This is a genomic window from Ruegeria sp. Alg231-54 (assembly GCF_900143525.1).
GTDB lineage: Bacteria > Pseudomonadota > Alphaproteobacteria > Rhodobacterales > Rhodobacteraceae > Ruegeria.
On the sequence record NZ_FREZ01000001.1, the window covers coordinates 355114 to 376618 of the forward strand.

22 protein-coding genes are annotated in these 21505 nt (G+C 55.8%); 15 read left to right on the forward strand and 7 right to left on the reverse strand.

Annotated elements, in window-relative coordinates:
- Window positions 1–68: 68 nt before the first annotated feature.
- From DHN12_RS01815 to DHN12_RS01835, 5 genes are all read left to right on the forward strand, one after another.
- Window positions 69–392 (forward strand): hypothetical protein, encoded by a 324-nt coding sequence (locus DHN12_RS01815; RefSeq protein ID WP_058271611.1) that lies wholly within the window; start codon window positions 69–71, stop codon window positions 390–392.
- Between the two features lie 222 nt (window positions 393–614).
- Window positions 615–968: a hypothetical protein gene (locus DHN12_RS01820; RefSeq protein ID WP_108858633.1), complete on the forward strand. Its 354-nt coding sequence runs from the start codon at window positions 615–617 to the stop codon at window positions 966–968.
- Window positions 969–1084: 116 nt separating this feature from the next.
- Window positions 1085–2095, forward strand: a complete 1011-nt coding sequence (locus tag DHN12_RS01825; protein ID WP_108858634.1) for a branched-chain amino acid ABC transporter permease — start codon at window positions 1085–1087, stop codon at window positions 2093–2095.
- Window positions 2092–3405 (forward strand): branched-chain amino acid ABC transporter permease, encoded by a 1314-nt coding sequence (locus tag DHN12_RS01830; RefSeq protein WP_108858635.1) that lies wholly within the window; start codon window positions 2092–2094, stop codon window positions 3403–3405. The genes DHN12_RS01825 and DHN12_RS01830 overlap by 4 nt, the downstream gene beginning before the upstream one ends.
- A gap of 187 nt (window positions 3406–3592) precedes the next feature.
- Window positions 3593–3844: a hypothetical protein gene (locus DHN12_RS01835; RefSeq protein ID WP_058277955.1), complete on the forward strand. Its 252-nt coding sequence runs from the start codon at window positions 3593–3595 to the stop codon at window positions 3842–3844.
- Between the two features lie 41 nt (window positions 3845–3885).
- On the opposite strand, the gene DHN12_RS01840 is transcribed toward DHN12_RS01835, so the two are convergent.
- Entirely contained in the window at window positions 3886–5427 is a 1542-nt protein-coding gene (locus DHN12_RS01840; protein WP_108858636.1) for a helicase HerA-like domain-containing protein, read from the reverse strand.
- Window positions 5428–5859: 432 nt separating this feature from the next.
- Between DHN12_RS01840 and DHN12_RS01845 the strand changes: the two genes are divergently transcribed.
- A complete protein-coding gene (locus DHN12_RS01845) occupies window positions 5860–6468 on the forward strand; it encodes an invasion associated locus B family protein (protein WP_108858637.1) in 609 nt (202 codons plus the stop codon).
- 63 nt (window positions 6469–6531) lie between these two features.
- Here DHN12_RS01845 and DHN12_RS01850 read toward each other — a convergent pair whose 3' ends face one another.
- From DHN12_RS01850 to DHN12_RS01865, 4 genes are read right to left on the reverse strand one after another with little or no spacing between them, the layout of a single operon-like run.
- Window positions 6532–7740 carry a beta-ketoacyl synthase gene (locus DHN12_RS01850; RefSeq protein ID WP_108858638.1) on the reverse strand — a complete coding sequence of 403 codons (1209 nt, stop codon included), beginning with the start codon at window positions 7738–7740 and terminating at the stop codon, window positions 6532–6534.
- A 9-nt stretch (window positions 7741–7749) separates the two neighbouring features.
- Complete coding sequence (locus DHN12_RS01855; RefSeq protein ID WP_058271604.1) at window positions 7750–8007, reverse strand: acyl carrier protein; 258 nt, start codon at window positions 8005–8007, stop codon at window positions 7750–7752.
- Between the two features lie 32 nt (window positions 8008–8039).
- Entirely contained in the window at window positions 8040–9131 is a 1092-nt protein-coding gene (gene lpxD / locus DHN12_RS01860; protein ID WP_108858639.1) for a UDP-3-O-(3-hydroxymyristoyl)glucosamine N-acyltransferase, read from the reverse strand.
- A gap of 36 nt (window positions 9132–9167) precedes the next feature.
- The gene (locus DHN12_RS01865) at window positions 9168–10772 is read right to left on the reverse strand and encodes a murein L,D-transpeptidase (protein ID WP_108858640.1); all 1605 of its coding nucleotides are present in this window, start codon (window positions 10770–10772) and stop codon (window positions 9168–9170) included.
- A 353-nt stretch (window positions 10773–11125) separates the two neighbouring features.
- Here DHN12_RS01865 and DHN12_RS01870 point away from each other — a divergent pair, with 353 nt between their 5' ends.
- The 9 genes from DHN12_RS01870 (at window position 11126) to DHN12_RS01910 (ending at window position 20470) form a co-directional block, all read left to right on the forward strand.
- Entirely contained in the window at window positions 11126–11695 is a 570-nt protein-coding gene (locus tag DHN12_RS01870) for a DUF882 domain-containing protein (protein WP_108858641.1), read from the forward strand.
- A gap of 435 nt (window positions 11696–12130) precedes the next feature.
- Window positions 12131–12592, forward strand: coding sequence for a hypothetical protein (locus DHN12_RS01875; protein WP_108858642.1), 462 nt, complete (start codon window positions 12131–12133; stop codon window positions 12590–12592).
- Window positions 12593–12775: 183 nt separating this feature from the next.
- Entirely contained in the window at window positions 12776–13804 is a 1029-nt protein-coding gene (locus DHN12_RS01880) for an alcohol dehydrogenase catalytic domain-containing protein (protein WP_108858643.1), read from the forward strand.
- A gap of 75 nt (window positions 13805–13879) precedes the next feature.
- The gene (locus DHN12_RS01885; RefSeq protein WP_108858644.1) at window positions 13880–14755 is read left to right on the forward strand and encodes a branched-chain amino acid ABC transporter permease; all 876 of its coding nucleotides are present in this window, start codon (window positions 13880–13882) and stop codon (window positions 14753–14755) included.
- Between the two features lie 3 nt (window positions 14756–14758).
- Complete coding sequence (locus tag DHN12_RS01890) at window positions 14759–15856, forward strand: branched-chain amino acid ABC transporter permease (protein ID WP_108858645.1); 1098 nt, start codon at window positions 14759–14761, stop codon at window positions 15854–15856.
- Window positions 15853–16617, forward strand: coding sequence for an ABC transporter ATP-binding protein (locus tag DHN12_RS01895; RefSeq protein WP_058271596.1), 765 nt, complete (start codon window positions 15853–15855; stop codon window positions 16615–16617). Before DHN12_RS01890 ends, DHN12_RS01895 begins: the two co-directional genes overlap by 4 nt.
- The gene (locus DHN12_RS01900; protein WP_108858646.1) at window positions 16614–17387 is read left to right on the forward strand and encodes an ABC transporter ATP-binding protein; all 774 of its coding nucleotides are present in this window, start codon (window positions 16614–16616) and stop codon (window positions 17385–17387) included. The genes DHN12_RS01895 and DHN12_RS01900 overlap by 4 nt, the downstream gene beginning before the upstream one ends.
- A gap of 5 nt (window positions 17388–17392) precedes the next feature.
- Window positions 17393–19279, forward strand: a complete 1887-nt coding sequence (locus DHN12_RS01905) for a long-chain fatty acid--CoA ligase (RefSeq protein WP_108858647.1) — start codon at window positions 17393–17395, stop codon at window positions 19277–19279.
- Between the two features lie 30 nt (window positions 19280–19309).
- Window positions 19310–20470, forward strand: coding sequence for an ABC transporter substrate-binding protein (locus DHN12_RS01910; RefSeq protein ID WP_108858648.1), 1161 nt, complete (start codon window positions 19310–19312; stop codon window positions 20468–20470).
- A 74-nt stretch (window positions 20471–20544) separates the two neighbouring features.
- Here DHN12_RS01910 and rpsI read toward each other — a convergent pair whose 3' ends face one another.
- Together rpsI and rplM are read right to left on the reverse strand one after the other, a co-directional pair.
- Window positions 20545–21030: a 30S ribosomal protein S9 gene (rpsI, locus tag DHN12_RS01915; RefSeq protein ID WP_058271904.1), complete on the reverse strand. Its 486-nt coding sequence runs from the start codon at window positions 21028–21030 to the stop codon at window positions 20545–20547.
- Window positions 21031–21035: 5 nt separating this feature from the next.
- Complete coding sequence (gene rplM / locus DHN12_RS01920) at window positions 21036–21494, reverse strand: 50S ribosomal protein L13 (RefSeq protein WP_058271592.1); 459 nt, start codon at window positions 21492–21494, stop codon at window positions 21036–21038.
- Window positions 21495–21505: the final 11 nt, after the last annotated feature.

Sequence of the window (21505 nt, forward strand, 5' to 3'; positions counted from 1 at the left end):
TCAACCAAAGTTAGCTCCGTGAAATCAAGCGAACCTTCTGAATGAAAAACTCTATTCAGGACCCATAAATGAAAAAATGGATGTGTGTGGCCGTCGCCACCTTGTGCGCAACTGCCGCAACGGCGGAAGAGCGCCACTTTGTCTGCGTCTCAGACCGCGACGGTAGCGAAGTGCGCCTCAACAGGGCACCAGAAGGAGACAAGGGCAACATCGAAACTGCGAACATTTCCGGCGATGCCATGGTGCTTAAAGGCGTTGGCAACATGACGTTTGTCTATATCGAAGGCGAAGATGTCATGACCTTTGTCGTCCACTATGACGACATGTCTTATGATCTTTCAGTCAAAGGCCCGCATGCCGGTACCGATCACGGGACATGTAAAGAAGTCTAAGTGTTCTCTCAGCGAGTCCCGAAACAATTCGGGGCAATTGAGGTTAATATCTCAATAAATATCAAGAGGATGTGAGCACATGCTCACTCCTCTTTTTTTTCGAATGATATTGTCTAGGTCAGATGAGGGCGTCACGGATCTCCGTTCGCTCTTCATTCTCAACCACCCGCATTCCAGCAGAAACCCCAATCTGGAAGGCGGAGCAAACCACCAAGGGACACCATGAAAAATCTGACTGCACTCACACTCGCCCTTCTCGCCCCCTCATTTGGTTTGGCTGCTGGTTCCGGCCCGCTAGACGGCGCTGGTTTTGTCGTGACCTGCGTCTCCGGCACCGATGGTGGCAGCGTTACGCTGGCCCGTTCTGGTGCCACCGACACTGGCTTCATCGTAACGGACACAATTCGAGGTGAGGCCAAAATTCTATCGGGTGTTAACTCGCTGACGTTTCTCCACATCATGGACAAGGACGTGGTCACTTTTGTCGTCGATTTCGACGACCTAAACTATGATATGACCATCAAGGGAGAGCACAGTGCAAACGACCGTGGCATTTGCGAAGACCCTGTAGGCTGACAAAGCGACAACTCTCTCACTTTCCGGCCCTTTCAGACCAAAAAAGGGGGCGCAAATTGTTGTGTCTGTCATAAACGTTGTGCCATAAAGCCGCACCCGGACAGTGAGAAGAATTGATGGACTTACTAAACGCGCTTGTTGCGCTTTCGAACTTTGTGATCGTGCCTGCGGTTGCTTACGGCAGCCAGTTGGCTCTGGGGGCGCTGGGTGTAACGCTCATCTACGGAATCCTGCGGTTTTCGAATTTTGCCCATGGCGACACGATGGCCTTCGGCGCGATGATTGCCGTGCTGGTAACTTGGGGCCTGCAAGCCGCTGGAGTGAGTTTCGGACCGCTACCCACCGCGCTGCTGGCCCTGCCCTTTGCGATCCTGGGCTGTATCGTACTTGTTCTGATAACCGATCAGTTAGTCTATCGGTTCTACCGGGAACAAAAAGCCAAACCAGTGATCCTTGTGATCGTCTCGATGGGTGTCATGTTCATCATGAACGGGCTTGTTCGCTTTATCATCGGGCCGGATGACCAAAGGTTTTCGGACGGCGCGCGGTTCATTATTTCCGCCCGTGATTTCAAAGCGATGACCGGATTGCGTGAAGGGCTTGCGATCAAGACCTCTCAGGGCATCACTCTGGTAGTTGCCGTTGTCGCGGTGGCGCTGCTGTTCTGGTTTCTCAACAAGACCCGCACGGGTAAATCGATGCGGGCCTATTCCGATAACGAGGATCTGGCGCTGCTCTCGGGTATCAACCCCGAGCGCGTTGTGATGATCACTTGGATTATCGTGGCAGCACTGGCGACCACCGCCGGTGTTCTCTATGGGTTGGACAAAAGCTTTAAGCCGTTTGTCTATTTCCAGCTTCTGCTGCCGATCTTCGCTTCGGCCATTGTCGGCGGTCTTGGCAACCCGCTGGGCGCCATCGCGGGCGGGTTCATTATCGCTTTCTCTGAAGTCACCGTTACTTATGCCTGGAAAAAGGTACTGACTTACGTCGCGCCTGAAAGCCTGGCGCCATCTGGATTGGTGCAATTCCTGTCCACCGATTACAAATTCGCCGTCAGCTTTGCCATCTTGCTGATCGTGCTTCTGTTCAAGCCTACCGGCCTGTTTAAAGGGAAAGCGGTATGACCGAGTCTGTCAAAAACACGCTGCTTTTTGTTGTCGTTGGCGGCTTGATCCTGCTGACTGGTTTCACACAAAGCTGGAACTCCGCAATCCTGATCCTGAACATGGGGTTGATCTCGGCCATCATGGCGATCGGGGTAAACCTGCAGTGGGGATTTGCTGGCCTCTTTAATGTCGGCGTCATGGGCTTTGTGGCGCTGGGTGGTCTGGCTGTTGTGTTGGTATCGACCGCTCCAACACCCGGTGCGTGGTCTTCGGGCGGGTACGGCATCGTTCTTTCCTTGCTTTTGGGGGCTGCGACTGTTGTGGCGGCGGTGCTGGTGGCGACACGGATGCCAAAGGGCCGCGCCCAAACCTTGACGATTGTCGCCATTCTTACTGTAGGCTTCTTTGTTTACCGCGCGGTATTCGATCCCAGCGTGGCTGGTGTTGAAGCAATCGACCCGGCAGTTGCCGGCAACCTCGGCGGTTTGAACCTGCCGGTCCTTGTGGCTTGGCCTGCGGGTGGTCTGTTGGCTGCTGGTGCGGCGTGGCTGATCGGAAAAACGGCGCTGGGTCTCCGTTCGGACTACCTCGCAATTGCAACGCTTGGCATTGCCGAGATCATCATAGCGATCATGAAGAACGAAGACTGGCTAGCCCGGGGCGTCAAGAATGTCTACGGCATCCCGCGCCCTGCCCCCGTGGTAGGCTACGAGGTCGAACTGCAGAACGATCCCGGCTTTGTCGCGCGTGCCGATTGGTTCGGGTTGGACCCCGTCATCGCATCGACGCTTTCGGTCAAACTGGGCTATTCGCTGCTGTTCATGATCGTTCTGCTTGCTTTGCTGTGGATGGCCCAAATGGCGTTGAAAAGCCCGTGGGGCCGCATGATGCGCGCCATCCGCGACAATGAGGTCGCGGCAGAGGCTATGGGCAAAGATGTCACCCGCCGCCACCTGCAGATATTCGTGCTCGGCTCGGCCATTTGTGGCATCGCCGGTGCGATGATGACAACTCTGGACGGGCAACTTACGCCGGGCACATACAATCCGCTGCGGTTTACGTTCCTTGTCTGGGTGATGGTCATTGTGGGCGGTTCAGGCAACAATTTCGGCGCTGTTCTGGGCGCATTCCTGATCTGGTTCCTGTGGGTTCAGGTCGAACCAATGGGGTTGTGGTTCATGAGCCTGATCACATCCAGTATGCCAGATGGCAGCGCGCTCAAATCTCATTTGATCGACAGCGCCGCGCATATGCGGCTGTTCACCATGGGCCTAGTCCTGCTGATTGTTCTCAGGTTCAGTCCAAGGGGTCTGATTCCGGAAAAGTAAGATCACAATCCATCAATTCATGAAACCGCGCCAACTGACTGGTGCGGTTTCTTGATTTAATACGGTATACGGATTAGACGAATCCCAGTACCGCCTTGATCCAGCCGTCTTTTTGGCCAGTATTTACGCCAAATTGATGCTTGGCCCGCGATCATTCGGGAAACCTACGAGTTTAAAAAGAGTGCACATGAATACTTCCTTCACTAAAATAGCCCTTATCGTCCCTCTGTTCGCCATGCTGGCTGGATGTATCCCGTCGCCGGAAGAATTGGAGACGGCTCCGGTAAAAGTGCAGACGCCTAAGGGTGAAGTTACTTGCCAACTGTATCGTCCAGACCGTGTGATCTGGGATCGGGCAACCAACTTCCCGGCCACCAAAATGTCGGTCTCCGAAGCGGACGCCTATTGCAAACAAGAAGGCCAGCGCCGTTTGAAGTAAAATACGCGCGCCGGGCAGAAGATTCCTGCCCGGTACTACCCCTATCTGGCTTTGAACAAACCGCCAAGAATGCCGCGCACAATGCGGCGTCCGGTTGTCCCTTTCAGTTCTTTGATCACGGCCTCGCTCATCGCGGTTGCGAACGTGTCTTTCTTACGCATCACGCGAGAGGATGACCGCCCAACCCGGCTGCCGGAATAGCGTCTTGCTGTCGCAAATTCACGCTCGGCCGTGGATTGGGATTCCAACTGTTCCTCGGCCTTGGCCGCGGCTTGCGCTGCTGCATCTGCGCGGGACTGAAGGATTTCAAAGGCAGATTTCCGGTCCTTCAACTGCCCGTATTTCACTTTCATCGCTGACGCCTCCATAAGCGCTTTCCGCTCGGCCTTGGTGATTGGACCCAGTTGCGTTCCAGGCGGGCGGATCAGAGTGCGTTCTACGATCCCTGGCACGCCTTTTTTCTGCAACATCGAGGTCACGGCCTCACCGACACCAACTTCACGGATCGCCTCTTCGGTGTCGAAGGTTGGGTTTTCACGATAGGTTTCTGCTGCAAGCCGCAGGTTCTTGCGATCCCGCGCCGTGAATGCGCGCAAGGCATGCTGCACCCGGTTGCCTAGCTGACCCAGAATGTCTTCCGGAACGTCCGCCGGGTTCTGAGAGATGAAATAGACGCCCACACCTTTGGAGCGAATGAGGCGGGCGACCTGTTCGACCTTGTCCACCAGAACCTTGGGCGCATCATCGAAAAGCAAATGCGCCTCGTCGAAGAAGAACACCAGTTTGGGTTTGTCCGGGTCGCCAACTTCGGGCAGTTCTTCGAACAGCTCGCTTAGCAGCCACAGCAGGAATGTTGCGTACAGACGCGGTGACCCCATCAGCTTGTCGGCAGCAAGGATGTTCACGACGCCCTGCCCGTTTTCATCAACGCGCATAAGATCGGCCAATTCCAGCGCGGGTTCACCAAACAGTTTGGTGCCGCCCTGGTTTTCCAGCACCAGCAGGCGGCGTTGAATGGCCCCGATCGAAGCGGTTGAGACATTGCCATAGCGCAAAGACAACTGAGCCCTATTTTCCCCAATCCAGACCAGCAAGGACTGAAGGTCTTTGAGGTCTAATAGCGGTAAGCCCTCTTCGTCTGCCACCCGGAACGCGATGTTCAGAATGCCCTCTTGTGCTTCGCTCAGATCCATCAGGCGCGACAGCAGCAGAGGTCCCATCTCGGTTACTGTCGTACGAACGGGATGTCCCTGTTGCCCGAACAGATCCCAAAACGTAACCGGGCACGCGCCATACGCATAGTCGGCAAAGCCGATCCGCTGGGCGCGATCCTGAAACGCCTGGTGAAGCTTGTGGCCTTCGCTCCCCGCCTTGGCCAGACCGGACAGGTCCCCTTTGACGTCAGACAGGAATACCGGAACACCGGCTTGGGAAAACCCCTCGGCCAGAATTTGCAGTGTCACCGTTTTACCTGTTCCCGTCGCCCCCGCGATCATGCCGTGACGGTTGGCATACTTCAGCGTCAGCGACTGTGGCTGGCTGTAGTCGTTGCCACCGCCGCCCAAGAATATGTTTTGGTCCATGAATGTAAGGCCTTATTTCCACCGATCTGCGGCCAGCATACAAAGTTAACCTTTAACTGCGAAAGTCTAATTGCTGCCCACGTCGCTAAGGTGACGGGGCGGCATATTTCCTCCCTGTCGACTGACCGCGCCTTCGGGCGCGGTTTTTTTCACAAATCATGGCCGTTACATTAAAATTTCAGGTTTTCAGTTGACCGATGCCCCTGCCTTTCGTAACGTCTGCGCATAAATAAGTCGGCCAGTCCGACGGGGAGAAAATTTTTAGAAGGGAGCCGCTCCACCGGCTCCCTTTGTTCTTTTTGCCGTCGCGCTAGATTTCCGATAACCCGGCGAAAAACCGTTCACATGTTGAAATGACCCACCTTAGCCCCTGACAGTGTGGGACAAGGGTGATAGACGAGTGAAAAAGTCCAACATAAGACCGAGGCAATCATGATCAAGAACACCCTTTCAATCAGCCTGGTGACCGCTTCTTTGTGGTGCGGAGTCGCATACGCTCAGGAAACGACGCAGGAAACCGAACAGCAACCCCAGACCTCGCAAACTCAGATCGGCAACGATCTGGACCTGGGTGAAACCGGTCCGCGTAACGGCGAACAATACGTCAAGGAAGAAAAAGGCGACTGGGCGATCCTGTGCATCAAGACCGATGCCGACGAAGACCCCTGCGCGATGCGTCAGATCCTGACCGGCGAGCAAGGCCAGCCGATCGCGGAAATTACTCTGGAAAAATTGCCCGAGGGCGTGGCCGCGGTTGCCGGAGCAACTGTGGTTGTCCCGCTGGAAACGATGCTACAGGCGCAGCTGGCGCTTTCGATCGATGGTGCTCCGGGCAAGCGCTATGACTACCACCACTGTAACCCCGTTGGCTGTGTCGCGCAGATGGGCTTTACCGAGGGCGACGTGGAAGCAATGAAGGTCGGAACCAAAGCGACCTTGTCGCTTGTGTCGGTTCTCGCACCAAACCAACTGCTGCAACTGGAAGTATCGCTGTCGGGCTTTACAGCAGGTTTTGAAGGCTTGAAAGTTCTGCAGAACTGAGGTTTCGCTAAGCTAAAAACGCCGCCGGGTTTTACCGGCGGCGTCTTTGTTAGAAATCAGCATTTATATGCGTTTTAGGGCAATTACCGCATTCAGCCCGCCAAAAGCAAAGGCGTTGCTAAGTGCTACGTCCACTTTCGCCTCGCGGGCTTCGTTTGGCACAACATCCAGCGCGCATTCGGGGTCCGGCTCTTCATAGCCGATGGTCGGAGCGATCACGCCATCCCGCAGTGCCATGATACAGGCTAGCAGTTCGACCGCGCCTGTGCCACCGATAAGGTGGCCGTGCATCGACTTGGTCGAAGATATCATCAGTTCGTCCGCATGAGGACCAAAGACACCGGCCACGGCAGCGCATTCCGTCTTATCATTGGCCGCAGTGCCGGTTCCATGCGCGTTGATATATCCAACACTGTCCGCGCTTAACCTTGCATCCGCAAGCGCGCCCGACATGGCACGCGCAGCGCCCTGTTTGCTGGGCATGACAATGTCCGACGCATCTGACGACATCGCAAAACCCACGATTTCACACAGGATATCAGCCCCACGGGCGCGGGCGTGCTCGTATTCTTCGAACACGAAGACACCTGCGCCCTCGCCCTGCACCATGCCATTGCGATTCGCGCTGAACGGGCGACAGGCGTCCTTGGACATGACACGCAGCCCTTCCCAGGCTTTGACACCACCAAAACACAACATCGACTCCGACCCACCGGTCAGCATCGCCGGAGCAGCACCGCTACGTACCATCTGGAACGCCAGCGCCATTGCGTGGTTGGACGAGGCACACGCCGTCGACACCGTAAAACTTGGCCCTTTGAGATTATGCTCCATCGAAACGTGACTGGCCGCCGCGTTGTTCATCAGTTTTGGTACGACAAACGGGTGCACCCGGTTTTTGCCGTCCTCATAAACAGAGCGGTAATTGTCATCCCATGTAGAAACACCGCCACCAGCCGTGCCCAGAACAACGCCCGAACGGGCGGCAATATCTCCGTGGAATTCGATCCCGGACTGATCAATCGCTTCTTTGGCCGCTGTCAGAGTGAATTGTGTGAACCGGTCATACAGGGTCATTTGCTGGCGGTTAAACCGCCCCTCGGCCTCGAACCCGCGGACCTGACCGCCAATCTGAATGGCCAGTCTTTCTACATCGCGAAATTCAAGCGCAGAGATACCGCAACGCCCTTCGCGCATAGCCTCTAACGTATCAGGCACCGAATGACCCAGTGAATTGATTGTACCGGCCCCGGTGATAACGACGCGTTTCATAGGATTATGTCAGACCTTTTCCGACACCAGCTTTTGGATGCCGGTGATGATGGCCGCGACGTTCGAGATGTCAAAGTCGCTGGCGCTCGGCTCGTTTGCGTTGAACGGAATCGAGATATCAAACTCTTCCTCGATGGCAAAAATGCTCTCGACCAATCCGAGGCTGTCGATACCCAGATCTTCGAGCGTGCTTTCGGGTGTCACATCCGACGGCTCCAGCACGGCCTGCTCTGCAATGATTGCGATGACGCGGTCGCTGATGCTCATGTCGATCCTCTAATTATCATGTTGTGGTTGATTTAATCGCTCGGCGGCTGTTTGGAAACAGCCTTTTTCAGCGCCTCAACGTCACGTGCCAATCTCGGCAGCCGGCGCTGTGCTTTGTAAATGTCTGTATGCGTTTCCATTTTGACGGCTGGATAGCCCATAACCACACGCCCATTGGGCACGTTGGACAAGATTTTTGAGCCCCCGCCCGCAATCACACCATCGCCGACAAAGATATTGTCCGACACTCCGGTTTGTCCGCCCAAAACAACGTTATTTCCAATTTCGACTGATCCGGACACACCGCTTTGCCCACATAGCAGGCAATCCTGTCCTACACGTGTATTGTGCCCGATATGAACCTGGTTATCGAGCTTTGAGCCATCGCCGATACGTGTGTTCCTGATGGTCCCATTATCAATGGTGCAATTGGCACCGACTTCGACATCATCGCCAATCTCGACGGCGCCCAATGAATAGATACGAAGCCAATTTTGGGCGCGGGCTTCACCCTGATTACCCATGGTTTTTCGGGCGTTTTCCACGCCTGATATCTCGGGCGTCACAAAGCTGAAACCGTCACTGCCGATCCTAGCGCCGGGTTGCGCAATGAAACGGTCACCGATCTGAGCCCGTGCTCCGATACTCACCATCTCGCGCAGAAACGCGTCGTCGCCCAGAACAGCATCCAAACCGATCACGCAATGTGGACCGATGACCGCATTTTTGCCGATACGCGCACCGGCACCAACAACTGCCAATGGACCGATCGAGGCGCCGTCGCCGATCTCCGCTGTCGGGTCGATTACGGCCGAGGTGTGAATGCCCGGCTCAACCCCCTGCCCGCGATCCAACATCGACGTGATACCTGCCATCGCCATCCGTGGACGCGGTACAAAAATCGCGGCCGCCAGCCCCAGAGCCTGCCAATCCGCGCCTTCCCACAAGACGGCGGCGCGAGCGGCACCCGTGCTAATCGCGTCCGCGTATTTCGGCGACATCGCCATTGCCAGATCAGACGGCCCAGCGTCGGCCGGTTCTGCGGCGCGCTCTATGACAAGGCCAAGATCACCTTGACAGTCCGCGCCCAAAGCTTCGGCGATTTGCTGAATAGTGTACTGCATGATGGGCTTCCCTAATTAAGGACCTGCCCCCGGTGATTACCCCTGAACGTCCGGCAGGGCTACCCCTGCTTTCTGCAAAGCGTCCCAGATTTTCCGGTCCCGGTCATAGACATCGCGGCGATACTGAACCTCACCTTTCGGACCGATATAGGCGGTGCGATAGATCAGATGAACCGGAACATGCTGTTCCAATGGGACAGTCGTTTCCTTGCCGGACGCCAATATCCGGTGGAAAAACGCCTTCGGATCCTCTTCCTGCTTGGCCAAAAGCGCATAGGCAAACTCAAAAGGTTGCGCCAAACGGATACATCCGTGCGAGAACGCCCGCGCCTCACGTGCAAACAGAGATTTCTGAGGCGTATCATGCAGATAGATGTTGTACTTATTGGGGAACATGAACTTTACCAACCCCAGCGCGTTGCTCTTGCTGGGAGGCTGGCGCATCGCAAACGGAAAATTCCGGGTGTTGAACTGAGTGAAATCCACGGCGCCCCGGTTCACAAGGCGGCCGCTGCGATCCGTGATCTGGATGTGACCTACGGCGTTTGGATTTGACTGCAGTTTTGGCAGATATTCCTTAGTGATGATCGAGCGTGGCACATACCAACTGGGGTTGATGACCATATGCTCCATCTCGTCCGAAAACTCCGGGCTGCGACGGTCATGCACATTCTTGCCAATCACGGCGCGGGTTTCAAAGGTAATCCGGCCATCGTCCACGATCTTGGCCGAAAAGTCGGCCTGGTTAACCAGAATGTGCCGCTCACCCCGTTCACGCGGCAACCAGCGTTCGCGTTCCAGTGCAACATACACGGCCTTCAAACGCTCGGACGCAGTGCGGTTAAGTTCGGTGATCGTGCCTTCACCGGCGACACCATCGGTGGCCAGACCGTGCGCCTGCTGGAAATCTTTGACAGCAGCCAGCATTGCCTCATCAAATTCGGGGCTTGCGGTTGGACTTAGATACCTCATTGCAATCAAACGGTTACGCAACTTAACTACATTTGGTCCGGTATCCCCATATTCCAGTTTATCCACAGGCACGCCAGCACCCCAACCGCCTTGGTTGACCAAAGCTTCCAGCGCGATTTTCTGTTTCATCAATGCGCGGTACTGGGTGGACTGCGGCGCGAGCTGATCAAAATATGCGCCACCCTTCGCAGCAAGCAGACCTTCCAAATGGTCATTGGCCGACCGACGCGACACTTTGCGGACCAGCCCGTCGTCGATCTGAGAAGGACGTAATGCGCCCGAAAACAGATTACTTGCATAGCTGACAAACGCCTTGCTCAGTTCGATTTCAACCGCACCCAAGTCCCGCAGCGAGCTGGCGTCCTGCATTTTTGATACGATCGACTTCACGTCATAGGCCCCTTCGGGCAGGCCATGCAGGCTTGTGAAAGTTAATGCCTTGATCAACCGTGCCCTACGTGCCTCGTGCTCGGGCGTGTCGCCGACCCAGATTGGCGCAAACGCGTTGGCGCGATAAAACTCAGCCAGGCCCGACCCAGCAGGCGCAAACTCGGCAACAGCCATTTGAAATGCCGTTCCGGGTGCAGACTGGGCACTTGCCACAGAGGCTGACGCCGTAATGCAAGCGGCGAAGATAAGACTTTTTGGCAACCGATAAAGTGCTCGCATGGGATGACCTTGATTATTCAATACTTTGCGCGTTCTGAGGCGCGTTCCGAACGAATATGGTTTTCAGCTGGACGTTTTGTCCATTCACAAATGCATCAATCCAAAGCATCGATCCGAGCCTGATGCGCGTTTGCATCGGCTATATTGCGCGAACGCCTAATTGCCTCAATAGTATACTGATTTACATCACCTGCGCAAAAAATCGCCGAAAATTCCCCCTTGAAAAGGTGAGTGTGAAAGATTTCTTGGCTGGCTTTTCGTACTGTGTCATAAATCCCGCATCTGGGACGGAAAAAATTAAGATCGCGCGCGTAACATCGTGTGCAGGCAGGAACAGTACGGGACGAAACGAAATGACCACGAGCAGTACATCGGGCTTGACCCGGCGTGCCCTATTGGGCGCATTCGCTGCAACAGCAGTTGTAGCAGCACCGACTTATTCCAATGCAGCAGGTTTTTTGCGCGGTGGCGGCGATATCCGTCGTATCCGTATGTATTCGGGCCGCACGGGCGAACGGCTTGATATGATCTATTGGGTCGACGGAAAATACATCAAGGACGCCGTCAAGGAAGTGAATCACTTCATGCGAGACTGGCGCACTGACCAGGCCAAGTCCATGGACCTGCGTACCATCGACATCATGGCAGCCTCTCATAATCTTCTGGACGTGAATGAGCCCTACACTCTTTTGTCCGGCTACCGCTCCCCCCAAACTAATGCAATGCTGCGGTCACGTTCGCGCCGTGTGGCCAAGAACTCGCTGCACATGAAAGGTCAGGCTGCTGACTTGCGCCTGTCGTCCCGTTCCGTGTCCCAGATGGCCAAAGCAGCTATGTCCTGCCGCGCTGGCGGTGTCGGCAGGTATCACCGCTCGAACTTCGTCCATATGGATTGCGGCGAGGTTCGCAGCTGGGGCGGCTAAAAGACACCAAAACTGTTTCTAAACGACGAGCGCCCTTGGGCGCTCTTTGTTTTTGGGCTTATCGATCACATTTTTTGCCTAAAAATCGGATCGCACGAACAGCTTCAATCCGAGCAATGACGCCGGTGCTTGTGGGTTTCTAGGTGCTGCTGGCAGCCACGTTTTCCGGTTGAAGGCGACGACCAGATCATCGCAGGATCAAAAGAGATCCGCGCTGCCTCTGTCCTTGTGGGTTCATAACCCACCTCGGTTTTTGACAAGTAATCAAGCTTTTGGGCCATGCATTCCGCATGACGGCGTGTTATTGCCACCTGGTTCCATCAGATCGGCGCAGGCTGGCTCAAACCCCCGAATTGAAATGAATTTCTGGGAATTCCCCTTTGATCACTGATAATTTACCCTCATCTAAGCGACACATATTTCAAGGAGAATCCCATGTCGCGTACTCTCATATTAGCTGTCATCGTCGCCGGACTTGGCGCCGGAGCTTACTATTACCTCAATCAACCCGAACCCACGCCTGCCGAAAGCCTGCAATCGGCAGCCCAGGACGCAGGTGCGGCCGTAAATGATGCCGTGGATGCCGCCACCGAACAGGCGAGCGAAGCTGCATCTTCCATTGCTGACCAGGCCACCGAAGCGGCCGACCAGGCCGGAGATCAGGTCGCGTCCCTAGCCAATCAGGGGCAAGACTTGCTGAATTCCTGGATCGAAGAAGGTACGCTTTCCGTCCAGAATTTTGACTATGACGCCATGGTAGCTTCGGTTCAGGATAGCCAGTTGTCACAGGACCTGAAAACAAAAGCCTTGGGTATCCTGGATGAAATCAAGGCATCCCCTCAGTTGATTGCTCAGAAGATCGAAGAGCTGCGCACGCTTCTGACTGGACAACAATAATTTCTGGGGGCCGTTCTATTTTGAGCGGCCCTTTTTCTTTACCGGGCGCGCATTCCCGTTACGTCAGGCGCAACTCTGATTGACGTCTCAGCACCCGTTTGATTGGCTGCCCCTAAATCCAACGCAATACCACTTGCAACAGACCTGTTCTGTGCTGTGTCCGCACAGGAGATAGGAGACATAATGATCACCCTGCCCCCAAACATGTTCGCCGTCATTCAAACCCATGACGGCTATTCTGGATCGGCTACAGGTCCTTTTATCGAGGATGCCGCCGATTGGCTGGCCGAGGCCGAGCTTCCCGTGCTCGAACCCGGTCCCGGTCAAGTGTTGATCAAATTACGGACGGCGTCGGTGAATCCATCCGATCTCCACTTTATCAAGGGAGAATACGGACAACCGCGTGTCAAAGGCACGCCCGCCGGGTTCGAAGGCTGTGGCGACGTGGTGGCCACCGGCGCCGGTGCCGAAGCATTGCAGGGTCAACGGGTCGCCTTTGTGGCGGCTGGTTCCGGGGCGTGGGCGGAGTATGTCGTGACGCAGGCGCTGATGTGTATCCCACTGCGACCCGATATCTCGGACGAAGATGGTTCCGCCCAGGTCATCAATCCCATGACTGCGATGGCCATGGTGGACATCGCGCGGGGTGCGGGCGATGCTTTTGTCGTTTCGGCGGCCACCAGCCAGTTGGGCAAACTCATGTGCTCATTGGGGCGCGATTTGGGACTGAAACCCATCGCTATCGTGCGTCGGGCCGAGGCAGTTGAATCCTTGAAGGAACTTGGCGCTCATGAGGTCTTGGTCACGTCCGACCCGGACATGATGCAGAAATTCGCAGCGCTCAGCATGGAACTGAAGCCACGTGTCTTTCTGGATGCCGTGACGGATCAGGTTTCCGAGCAGATTTTCTGTTCGATGCCCAACGGTGCGCGGTGGGTCATCTACGGCAAGCTCAGCCCCGAATTGCCAAAACTGACACAGACCGGTCAGTTGATCTTTATGGGCAAGCGGATCGAGGGATTCTGGTTGACCAAGTGGATGACGTCAACGCCTCCGGCGGACCAGATGAGAGTTGTTGGTGAAGTACAGGCCCGGTTTGCTGACGGACGCTGGAAAACGGATGTTTCTGAACGGCTTGGCTTGCGCGATGTGGTGGCAAATCTGGCCAATGCTCTGAAAAAGAGTGACGGGAAGGTGATTATCACGCCATAGTAGAACAAAGCCCCGGACGAAGGAGGATGTCCGGGGCGTAAGGAACGCCGGGCCAACCGGCATGGGAGGACAAACTTGGATAACGCACAGCTGCTGATCAGCGGGCTGGCGAATGGCTGTGTCTACGGCCTGATCGCGCTTGGCTTTGTGCTGATTTACAAGGCCGCCGAGGCAGTGAATTTCGCGCAGGGCGACTTCATGATGTTGGGCGCCTTCGTGACGATCGGGCTTACGAATACGGAGTATATGGGGCTGCCCTTCTGGATGGCCTTGCCTATTTCATTGGGGATCATGGGCGCGTTGGGCTACTTGCTTGATCGCCTGATCATCCGGCGTTTGTTTGGAGAAAGCCAAACGGCAGTTGTTATCCTGACCATCGCTTTGGGTTTCGTAATCCGGTTCGCAGCCGGGTTGATCTGGGGGCACGAGCCGCAGACGCTTCAAAACCCGTTGGCCGGCAAGGAAGTCCGCTTTGGCGGACTGGTGCTGGGGATGGAGGACGTCGCGGTCATCGTCGTGACCATCTTGCTGACCTGGGGGCTGTATGTTTTCTTCAGTCGAACCAAGCTGGGTCTTGCGATGCAGGGCGCGTCGCAGAACCAGTTGGCGGCGTATTACATGGGAATACCGGTGAAGCGTGTGCAGGGCTTTATCTGGGCTTTGGCGGGGGTTGTCGCGGGGATTGCAGGCATCTTGTTCGCGGCCAAGGGGTCTGTCGATCCAACCACCGGTTTGCTCGGCATCAAGGCCTTCGCCGCAGCCGTAATCGGTGGCTTTGGAAGCCTGCCGGGGGCATTGGCTGGCGGGCTGATCGTCGGCGTGATTGAACCCTTTGCCAGCCGTTACATTGCAGCAGGGTACAGCCAGATCGCGCCTTATGCGCTGCTGCTGGCGGTGCTGATCTTTCGCCCGAATGGGCTGTTCAGTCAGGTTCGGGTCAAGAAGGTCTAAGCCATGCGGATTGTGTTCAAAACCAACTACATGCAGGATATCCGACCATGGAAGGATGCGTATCAGCTTTGCCTGTACCTGATCTTGCTGGCGGTTGTCGCCGCCGCTCCGTGGTGGCTGGACGACTTCTACCTGGGTGAACTGACAAACGTGCTGATCTGGGCCATCGCGGGCCTGGGGTTGATGATCCTGACGGGTCACACAGGTCAAGTCAGTCTGGGTCATGCCGCGTTTTTAGCCTTTGGTTGCTACGCCAACGTCATTCTTCTTGAAGCTGGCGTTCCGTTCCTGATTGCCTTCCCCTTGGCTGGTATTCTGACCGGGTTGGCCGGAGTGACAGTCGCCATCCCTGCACTGCGACTGCACGGGATATATCTCGCGATCTTCACAATGGCCCTGTCCATCCTGATGGATGACGTCATTGTTCTGGCCGAGCCGATCACTGGCGGGGTCGCGGGTAAATACCTAGGCGGCGTCGAGATCTTCGGGTTCCTGGTCGACCGCTGGGGCACTCCGGTTCAGTTCTTCTGGCTGGTTCTTGGTGTGGCGATGCTGGTGACGCTTGGCTACATCAACCTGTTGCGCGCACCTTTGGGGCGCAGCTTTATCGCTGTGCGGGATTCCGAAGTGTCGGCGCAGGCCATGGGCGTGGACATTGCCCGGACAAAGATGATCTCGTTCGCACTGTCCTGCGCTGTATGCGGATGGGCGGGCGCGTTGATGGGCATGTACTCGGGCGCTTTCAACAATGAGACGTTCAGCGTCCTGATCTCAATCCAGTTACTGATGATGATCGTGATTGGCGGACTGGGGTCCATCCACGGCGCGTTCCTTGGTGCCATTGTGATCGGGTTTCTGCCCCAGTTCCTGTCGATATCAAAGGAGTATGTGGGCGCAGTGTTTGGTGGCAATACCGTCGCCATCCCGGGATTGGAATTCGGTATCTTCGGTATGATCCTGATCGCCTTCATCCTGTTTGAACCGATGGGCTTGTACGGGCGCTGGCTGAAAATTCGCACTTGGTTCGAGCTGTTTCCCTTCTATCGCAAGGACATGTTCAAGCGGCAGAAATCCTACCTCAAGACGGAGCGCCTGAGATGAGCCTTCTTGAGTTCGAAAACGTCACTCTGAAGTTCGGTGGGTTGACTGCCGTCAATGATCTATCTTTCGAAGTCGAGGAAGGCGAGGTTTTCGCCATCGTTGGCCCTAATGGTGCAGGGAAGTCTACGGTCTTCAACCTGATCTCGCGTTTCTACGACCCCTACGCAGGCAAAATTCGTTACGACGGGCACGACTTGCTTAAAGCCAAACCGTCCGGCGTGGCTGCATATGGTGTGGCGCGGACATTTCAGAACATCGAGCTCTTCGAGCATGCGACGGTCTTGCAGAACCTGCTTGTCGGACGGCACCGCCACCGCAAATCGAACATGCTGTCCGAGGTGTTGTTTCTGCCCTCCGCACGACGACAGGAACTGGAGAACCGCGAAAAGGTCGAAGAGATTATCGACTTCCTCGACCTGCAGGCGTTCCGCGACAAGATGATTTCTGGCCTGCCCTATGGCGTGCGTAAGGTGGTCGAGGTGGCCCGCGCACTGGCCACCGATCCCAAGCTTTTGTTGTTGGACGAACCGGCCTCGGGTCTGTCAGTCGAAGAAACAACGGACATGCGCTGGTGGATTGACGATATCCGGCGGCAGATGGGGATCACGGTACTGATGGTCGAGCATGATATGGGGCTGGTTTCCGGCGTCTCGGATCGCGTTCTGGCAATGGCGGACGGCGCAAAACTGGCGCTGGGAACACCTGCTGAGGTTCAGTCGCACCCGGCGGTGGTCGAGGCCTATTTGGGGAAAGCCTCATGAGCGAGCCCATCCTGACAATCCGCAACATCGAAAGCTTTTACGGTCCGATCATGGCAATCCGGGGTGTTTCTCTGGATGTTCATCAGGGCCAAATTGTCTCGATCCTTGGCGCCAATGGCGCGGGCAAGACCACGCTGATGAAAACCGTTTCTGGCGTGATTGATCCGGAAAAGGGCAAGATCACGTTTGAAGGCAACGAAATTCAGGGGTCCGAGCCACACAAGGTCGTGCAGAAAGGCATCGTTCACGTGCCCGAAGGGCGTGAAGTGTTTCCACTGCTGACGGTCGACGAAAACCTCAGCCTCGGCGCCTATACCCTGAAGGACAAGGGTCAGATCGATCACGATCGGGATCTGGTGTTCTCATACTTTCCAATCCTCAAGGAACGTCGCAACCAAGAGGCGGGAACATTATCTGGCGGGCAGCAACAGATGCTGGCAATCGGCCGTGGCTTGATGGCCAACCCAAAGATCATGCTGTTGGATGAACCCTCGCTTGGCTTGTCACCGCTGCTGGTTCAGGAGATTTTTGGCATCCTCAAGCGACTGAATGACGAACAGAGCATGACCATGATGCTGGTCGAACAGAACGCCAACGCCGCCCTGGAACTGGCCCACCATGGCTATGTGATGGAGGTCGGACGCATCGTCATGGACGGCGCAGCAGATGTTCTGATGCGGTCAGAGGACATCCAGAATTTCTATCTGGGCGTTCAGGAAGAAGGCGCGCGGGAAAACCGCCGTTGGAAGCGGAAAAAGACGTGGAGGTGAGACAGATGAATATCAGAACCCTGCCCCCTCAGATCACAGTCAACGGCGTTCGCCTGAACGCAAACCCCGGCCAGCGCCCGGTCTGTGTCGATGAGTGCACGACAATCTGCGAGCTGTTCAGGAAACGCTGCGCCGAGCTTGGCGATCGCACAGCGCACCGTGAAAAGGACCTCGGCATCTGGAGGTCGTATTCGTGGGCAGATTACTGGCAGCACGCAAAGTGGATTGGCCTTGCCCTGCGCAAACTGGGGATGCAGCGCGGCGATGTTGTATCGATCCTGTCAGAGGACCGCAAGGAATGGGCTTGGTTCGATATGGGCATTCAGGCCGTTGGTGGCATCGCGTCTGGTGTCTACACCACCGACTCGGCTAACCAGCTAAAATACCTGATTAATGACAGCGACAGCCGCTTTCTGATCGTCGAGAATGAAGAGCAACTGGACAAATTTCTGCAGGTCGAAGACGAGGTTCCCGGGCTGCTGAATGTCATCATTATTGACGATGAGGGGCTGCACGATCTGGACCACGCGCGCTGCATGATGATCGACGCGCTATATACTTTGGGCAAACAAGCCGAGGCTGAAGATCCCGATCGTTTCGAGGCTGAAATCGCGCTGGCGTCGCCGCAGGATACCGCGCTGTTGATCTACACCTCGGGCACCACGGGAATGCCGAAAGGCGCGATGCTGAGCCATGAGAACATCCTTGCGGCAATAGAATGTGGGGCACATGCGTTGCCTGCCTTAGAGACGGACGAACAGCTGTGCTTTCTACCGCTGTGCCATATTCTAGAGCGTGATGTATCCATCTACTTCCCACTTGCCGCCAAATGCATCGTAAATTTTGCCGAAAGCCCGGAGACCGTGTTTGCGAACTTGCAAGAGATCTCACCCTCGACCTTCACGGCTGTTCCGCGTGTTTGGGAGAAGATTTATTCCTACGTTCAGATCATGACGCAGGATGCGACGCCCACGGGCCGCGTAGCCTTTGGCATGGCCCTGAAGGCAGGGCTTGCGCGGGCCGAGTACATTCTGGCTGGCAAACCCGTCCCAGCCGGCGTCGCCGCGCAATTCTGGCTGTGGGACCGGCTGGTTCTGCGCAACCTGCGCCGCATGCTGGGTATGGACAAGATGCGGCGCGGCGGTTCAGGCGCGGCCCCGATTTCGACCGATCTGCTGAAATGGTACTGGGCTATTGGAGTCCCGTTGGTCGAAGGGTTCGGGATGACCGAAACTTCGGGTCTGGCGACGCTAAACACCATTGAACGCAATAAGGTCGGGACCATCGGACGCGCTGTGCCCGGAAATGACATCCGTATCTCCGAAGACGGTGAGATTCAGCTAAAGGGCCTTAATATCTTTCAGGGGTATTGGCGTAACAACGCTAAAACGGCCGAGACTTTTACCGCCGATGGCTGGCTGCGAACCGGCGACTTGGGGCATATCGATAATGACGGCTACGTCACTATTTCGGGACGCATGAAAGACATCATCATCACTGCCGGTGGCAAGAATATCACCCCTGCCGAGATCGAAAGCCGAATGAAATTCAGCCACTATATCGCGGACGCGGTGATCATCGGCGACAAGCGTAAGTACCTGACAGCGCTGATCATGATTGATCAGGAAAACGTTGAAAAATTCGCACAAGATCGGAAGATCCCGTTTTCGAATTTCGCGTCCCTATGTGCGGCCTCTGAAGTCAAAGATCAGATTCAGGCGGAAATCGATGCCGTGAACAAGGATTTCGCGCGGGTCGAGCAGATCAAGGACTTTCGCCTGATTGATGTACTTCTGACCGCAGATGACGATGAACTGACCGCAACAATGAAGCTGAAACGCAGTTTTGTCGAAAAGAAACACGGCCATCTTATTGAAGACATGTACGATTAGAAAAAGAGATAACCCAAAGGGAGGAGAAAGATGAAGAATGTGATTATGCGGCTGGCGGCGGCCACCGCCTTGACGGCTTCGGCGACCCTTGCCAATGCACAGACACAGGGTGTCACGGATGATGAGATCGTCATCGGATCGGTCAACGATCTGAGCGGTATCTTCGCGGCCGTCGGTGTTCCGGCCACTAAAGGTGCAAATGTGGTGTTTGACCGGGTGAACGCAAATGGCGGCGTGCACGGGCGTACGATCCGCTATGTGGTCGAGGACAACGGATATCAGATGCCGCGCGCGATGCAGGGCTACAACAAGCTGCTGAACCGCGACAAGGTGTTTGCGATGCTACAGTCGCTGGGAACTCCGATGAACGTCGCGGGCTTCAAGTTGTTGGATCCAAAAGGTATTCCCAATGTCGCCCCTCTGTCCGCCGCTCGGCAAATGTTGCAGGAACCGATGGACAACAAGTTCACGGCCTTTTCGACCTACTTTGACCAAAGCCGTGTTGGAGTGACGTATCTGGCGGGCGAGTTCGGTGGCCAGTCAGTGTGTTCGATGTACCTGCCAACCGATTTTGGTGCCGAAATCGTCGAAGGTACCAAGGCCGGTGCCGAAGAAGCCGGGATCACTTTCGTCGCCGAGACCACGCACAAGCCGGATGAAACGGATTTCGTGGGCTCGCTGAGCAAGCTCAAGGAAGAAGGCTGCGATATCGTCACGATCGCTTTGGGTGTGCGTCAGGCCATTACCGTTGTCGGCACCGCCAAAAAGATGGGCCTGACTGATATGAAGTTTCTCGGTACATCGGCCAGTTTCCTGACTGTTGTTGCGCAGGTGCCCGGCGGAGTGACAGACGGTTTCTACGCCGCCGCGTCGTGGCAGGATCTGTGGTCCCGCGCAGAAGACCCCGCCCCTGCCTCCTTTATCGAAGAATATAAAGCGGCAACCGGTGAAGACCCCGTCGGATTTGCCATGCTGGGATATTCTGCGGCCGAAACGATGGTCAAAGCGCTTGAGGCTGCTGGCCCCGATCTGACGCATGAAAGCTTTATCGCCGCGATGGAAACGCTGGACTATCAGGATGAACTGGTGGGCAACCACATGACTTTTGGACCTGATGACCATCAGGGGGCTGATTCAGTCTATGTGAATGTTGTCGAAAACGGTGCCTGGAAGATGATGTACGAAGAATAACCCCCAACACGCATCTCAAACGAAAAAGGGCTCGCACATGCGAGCCCTTTTGATTTTTTGTACTCGGTGGCGAATTAACGCTTCGAGAACTGGAACGAACGACGCGCTTTGCGCTTACCGTATTTCTTACGTTCAACAACGCGGCTGTCGCGGGTCAGGAAGCCAGCGGCTTTCAGTGCGCCACGCAGGGACGGATCGTACAACTGCAGCGCTTTCGAGATGCCGTGCTTGACCGCACCGGCCTGACCGGTCAGGCCACCGCCTTTGACGGTTGCAACAACGTCGAACTCACCTTCAACGCCGGCAACCTGGAACGGCTGGCGCAGGATCAGCTGCAGAACGGGACGCGCAAAATACTTGTCCTGATCCTTGCCGTTTACGGTGACCTTGCCGGAACCCGGCTTGATCCAAACGCGGGCAACAGCGTCTTTACGCTTGCCGGTGGCATAAGAGCGACCCAGTTCGTCACGTACGGGTTCGCGCACGATGACTTCTTCGGCCACAACCTCAACGCCTGCAACGGCGCTCAGCTCTTCGAGAGTATTGATCTGATCAGCCATGGTCATTAGCTCCGGGTGTTTTTCTTGTTCATGGATGCAACATCCAGAACTTCGGGCGACTGGGCTTCATGCGGGTGCTCAGCACCGGCATAAACACGCAGGTTGGTCATAACCTGACGCGACAGGCGGTTGCCAGGCAGCATGCGCTTGACCGCTTGGGTCACAACACGCTCGGGGTGCTTGCCTTCAAGGATCTGCTGCTTGGTGCGCGACTTGATGCCGCCCGGGTGGCCAGTGTGCCAGTAGAAGTTTTCTTCGCGCTTCTTGCCGGTCATCTGGATTTTGTCAGCGTTAATCACGATGACATTGTCGCCCATGTCCATGTTCGGGGTGAACGACGCTTTGTGCTTGCCACGCAGACGCATGGCGACGATCGAAGCAAGACGACCCAGAACAACGCCCTCGGCGTCGATCAGGATCCATTTCTTGTCGATGTCTGCAGGTGTTGCAGAAAAGGTTTTCATGGCAGGATAGT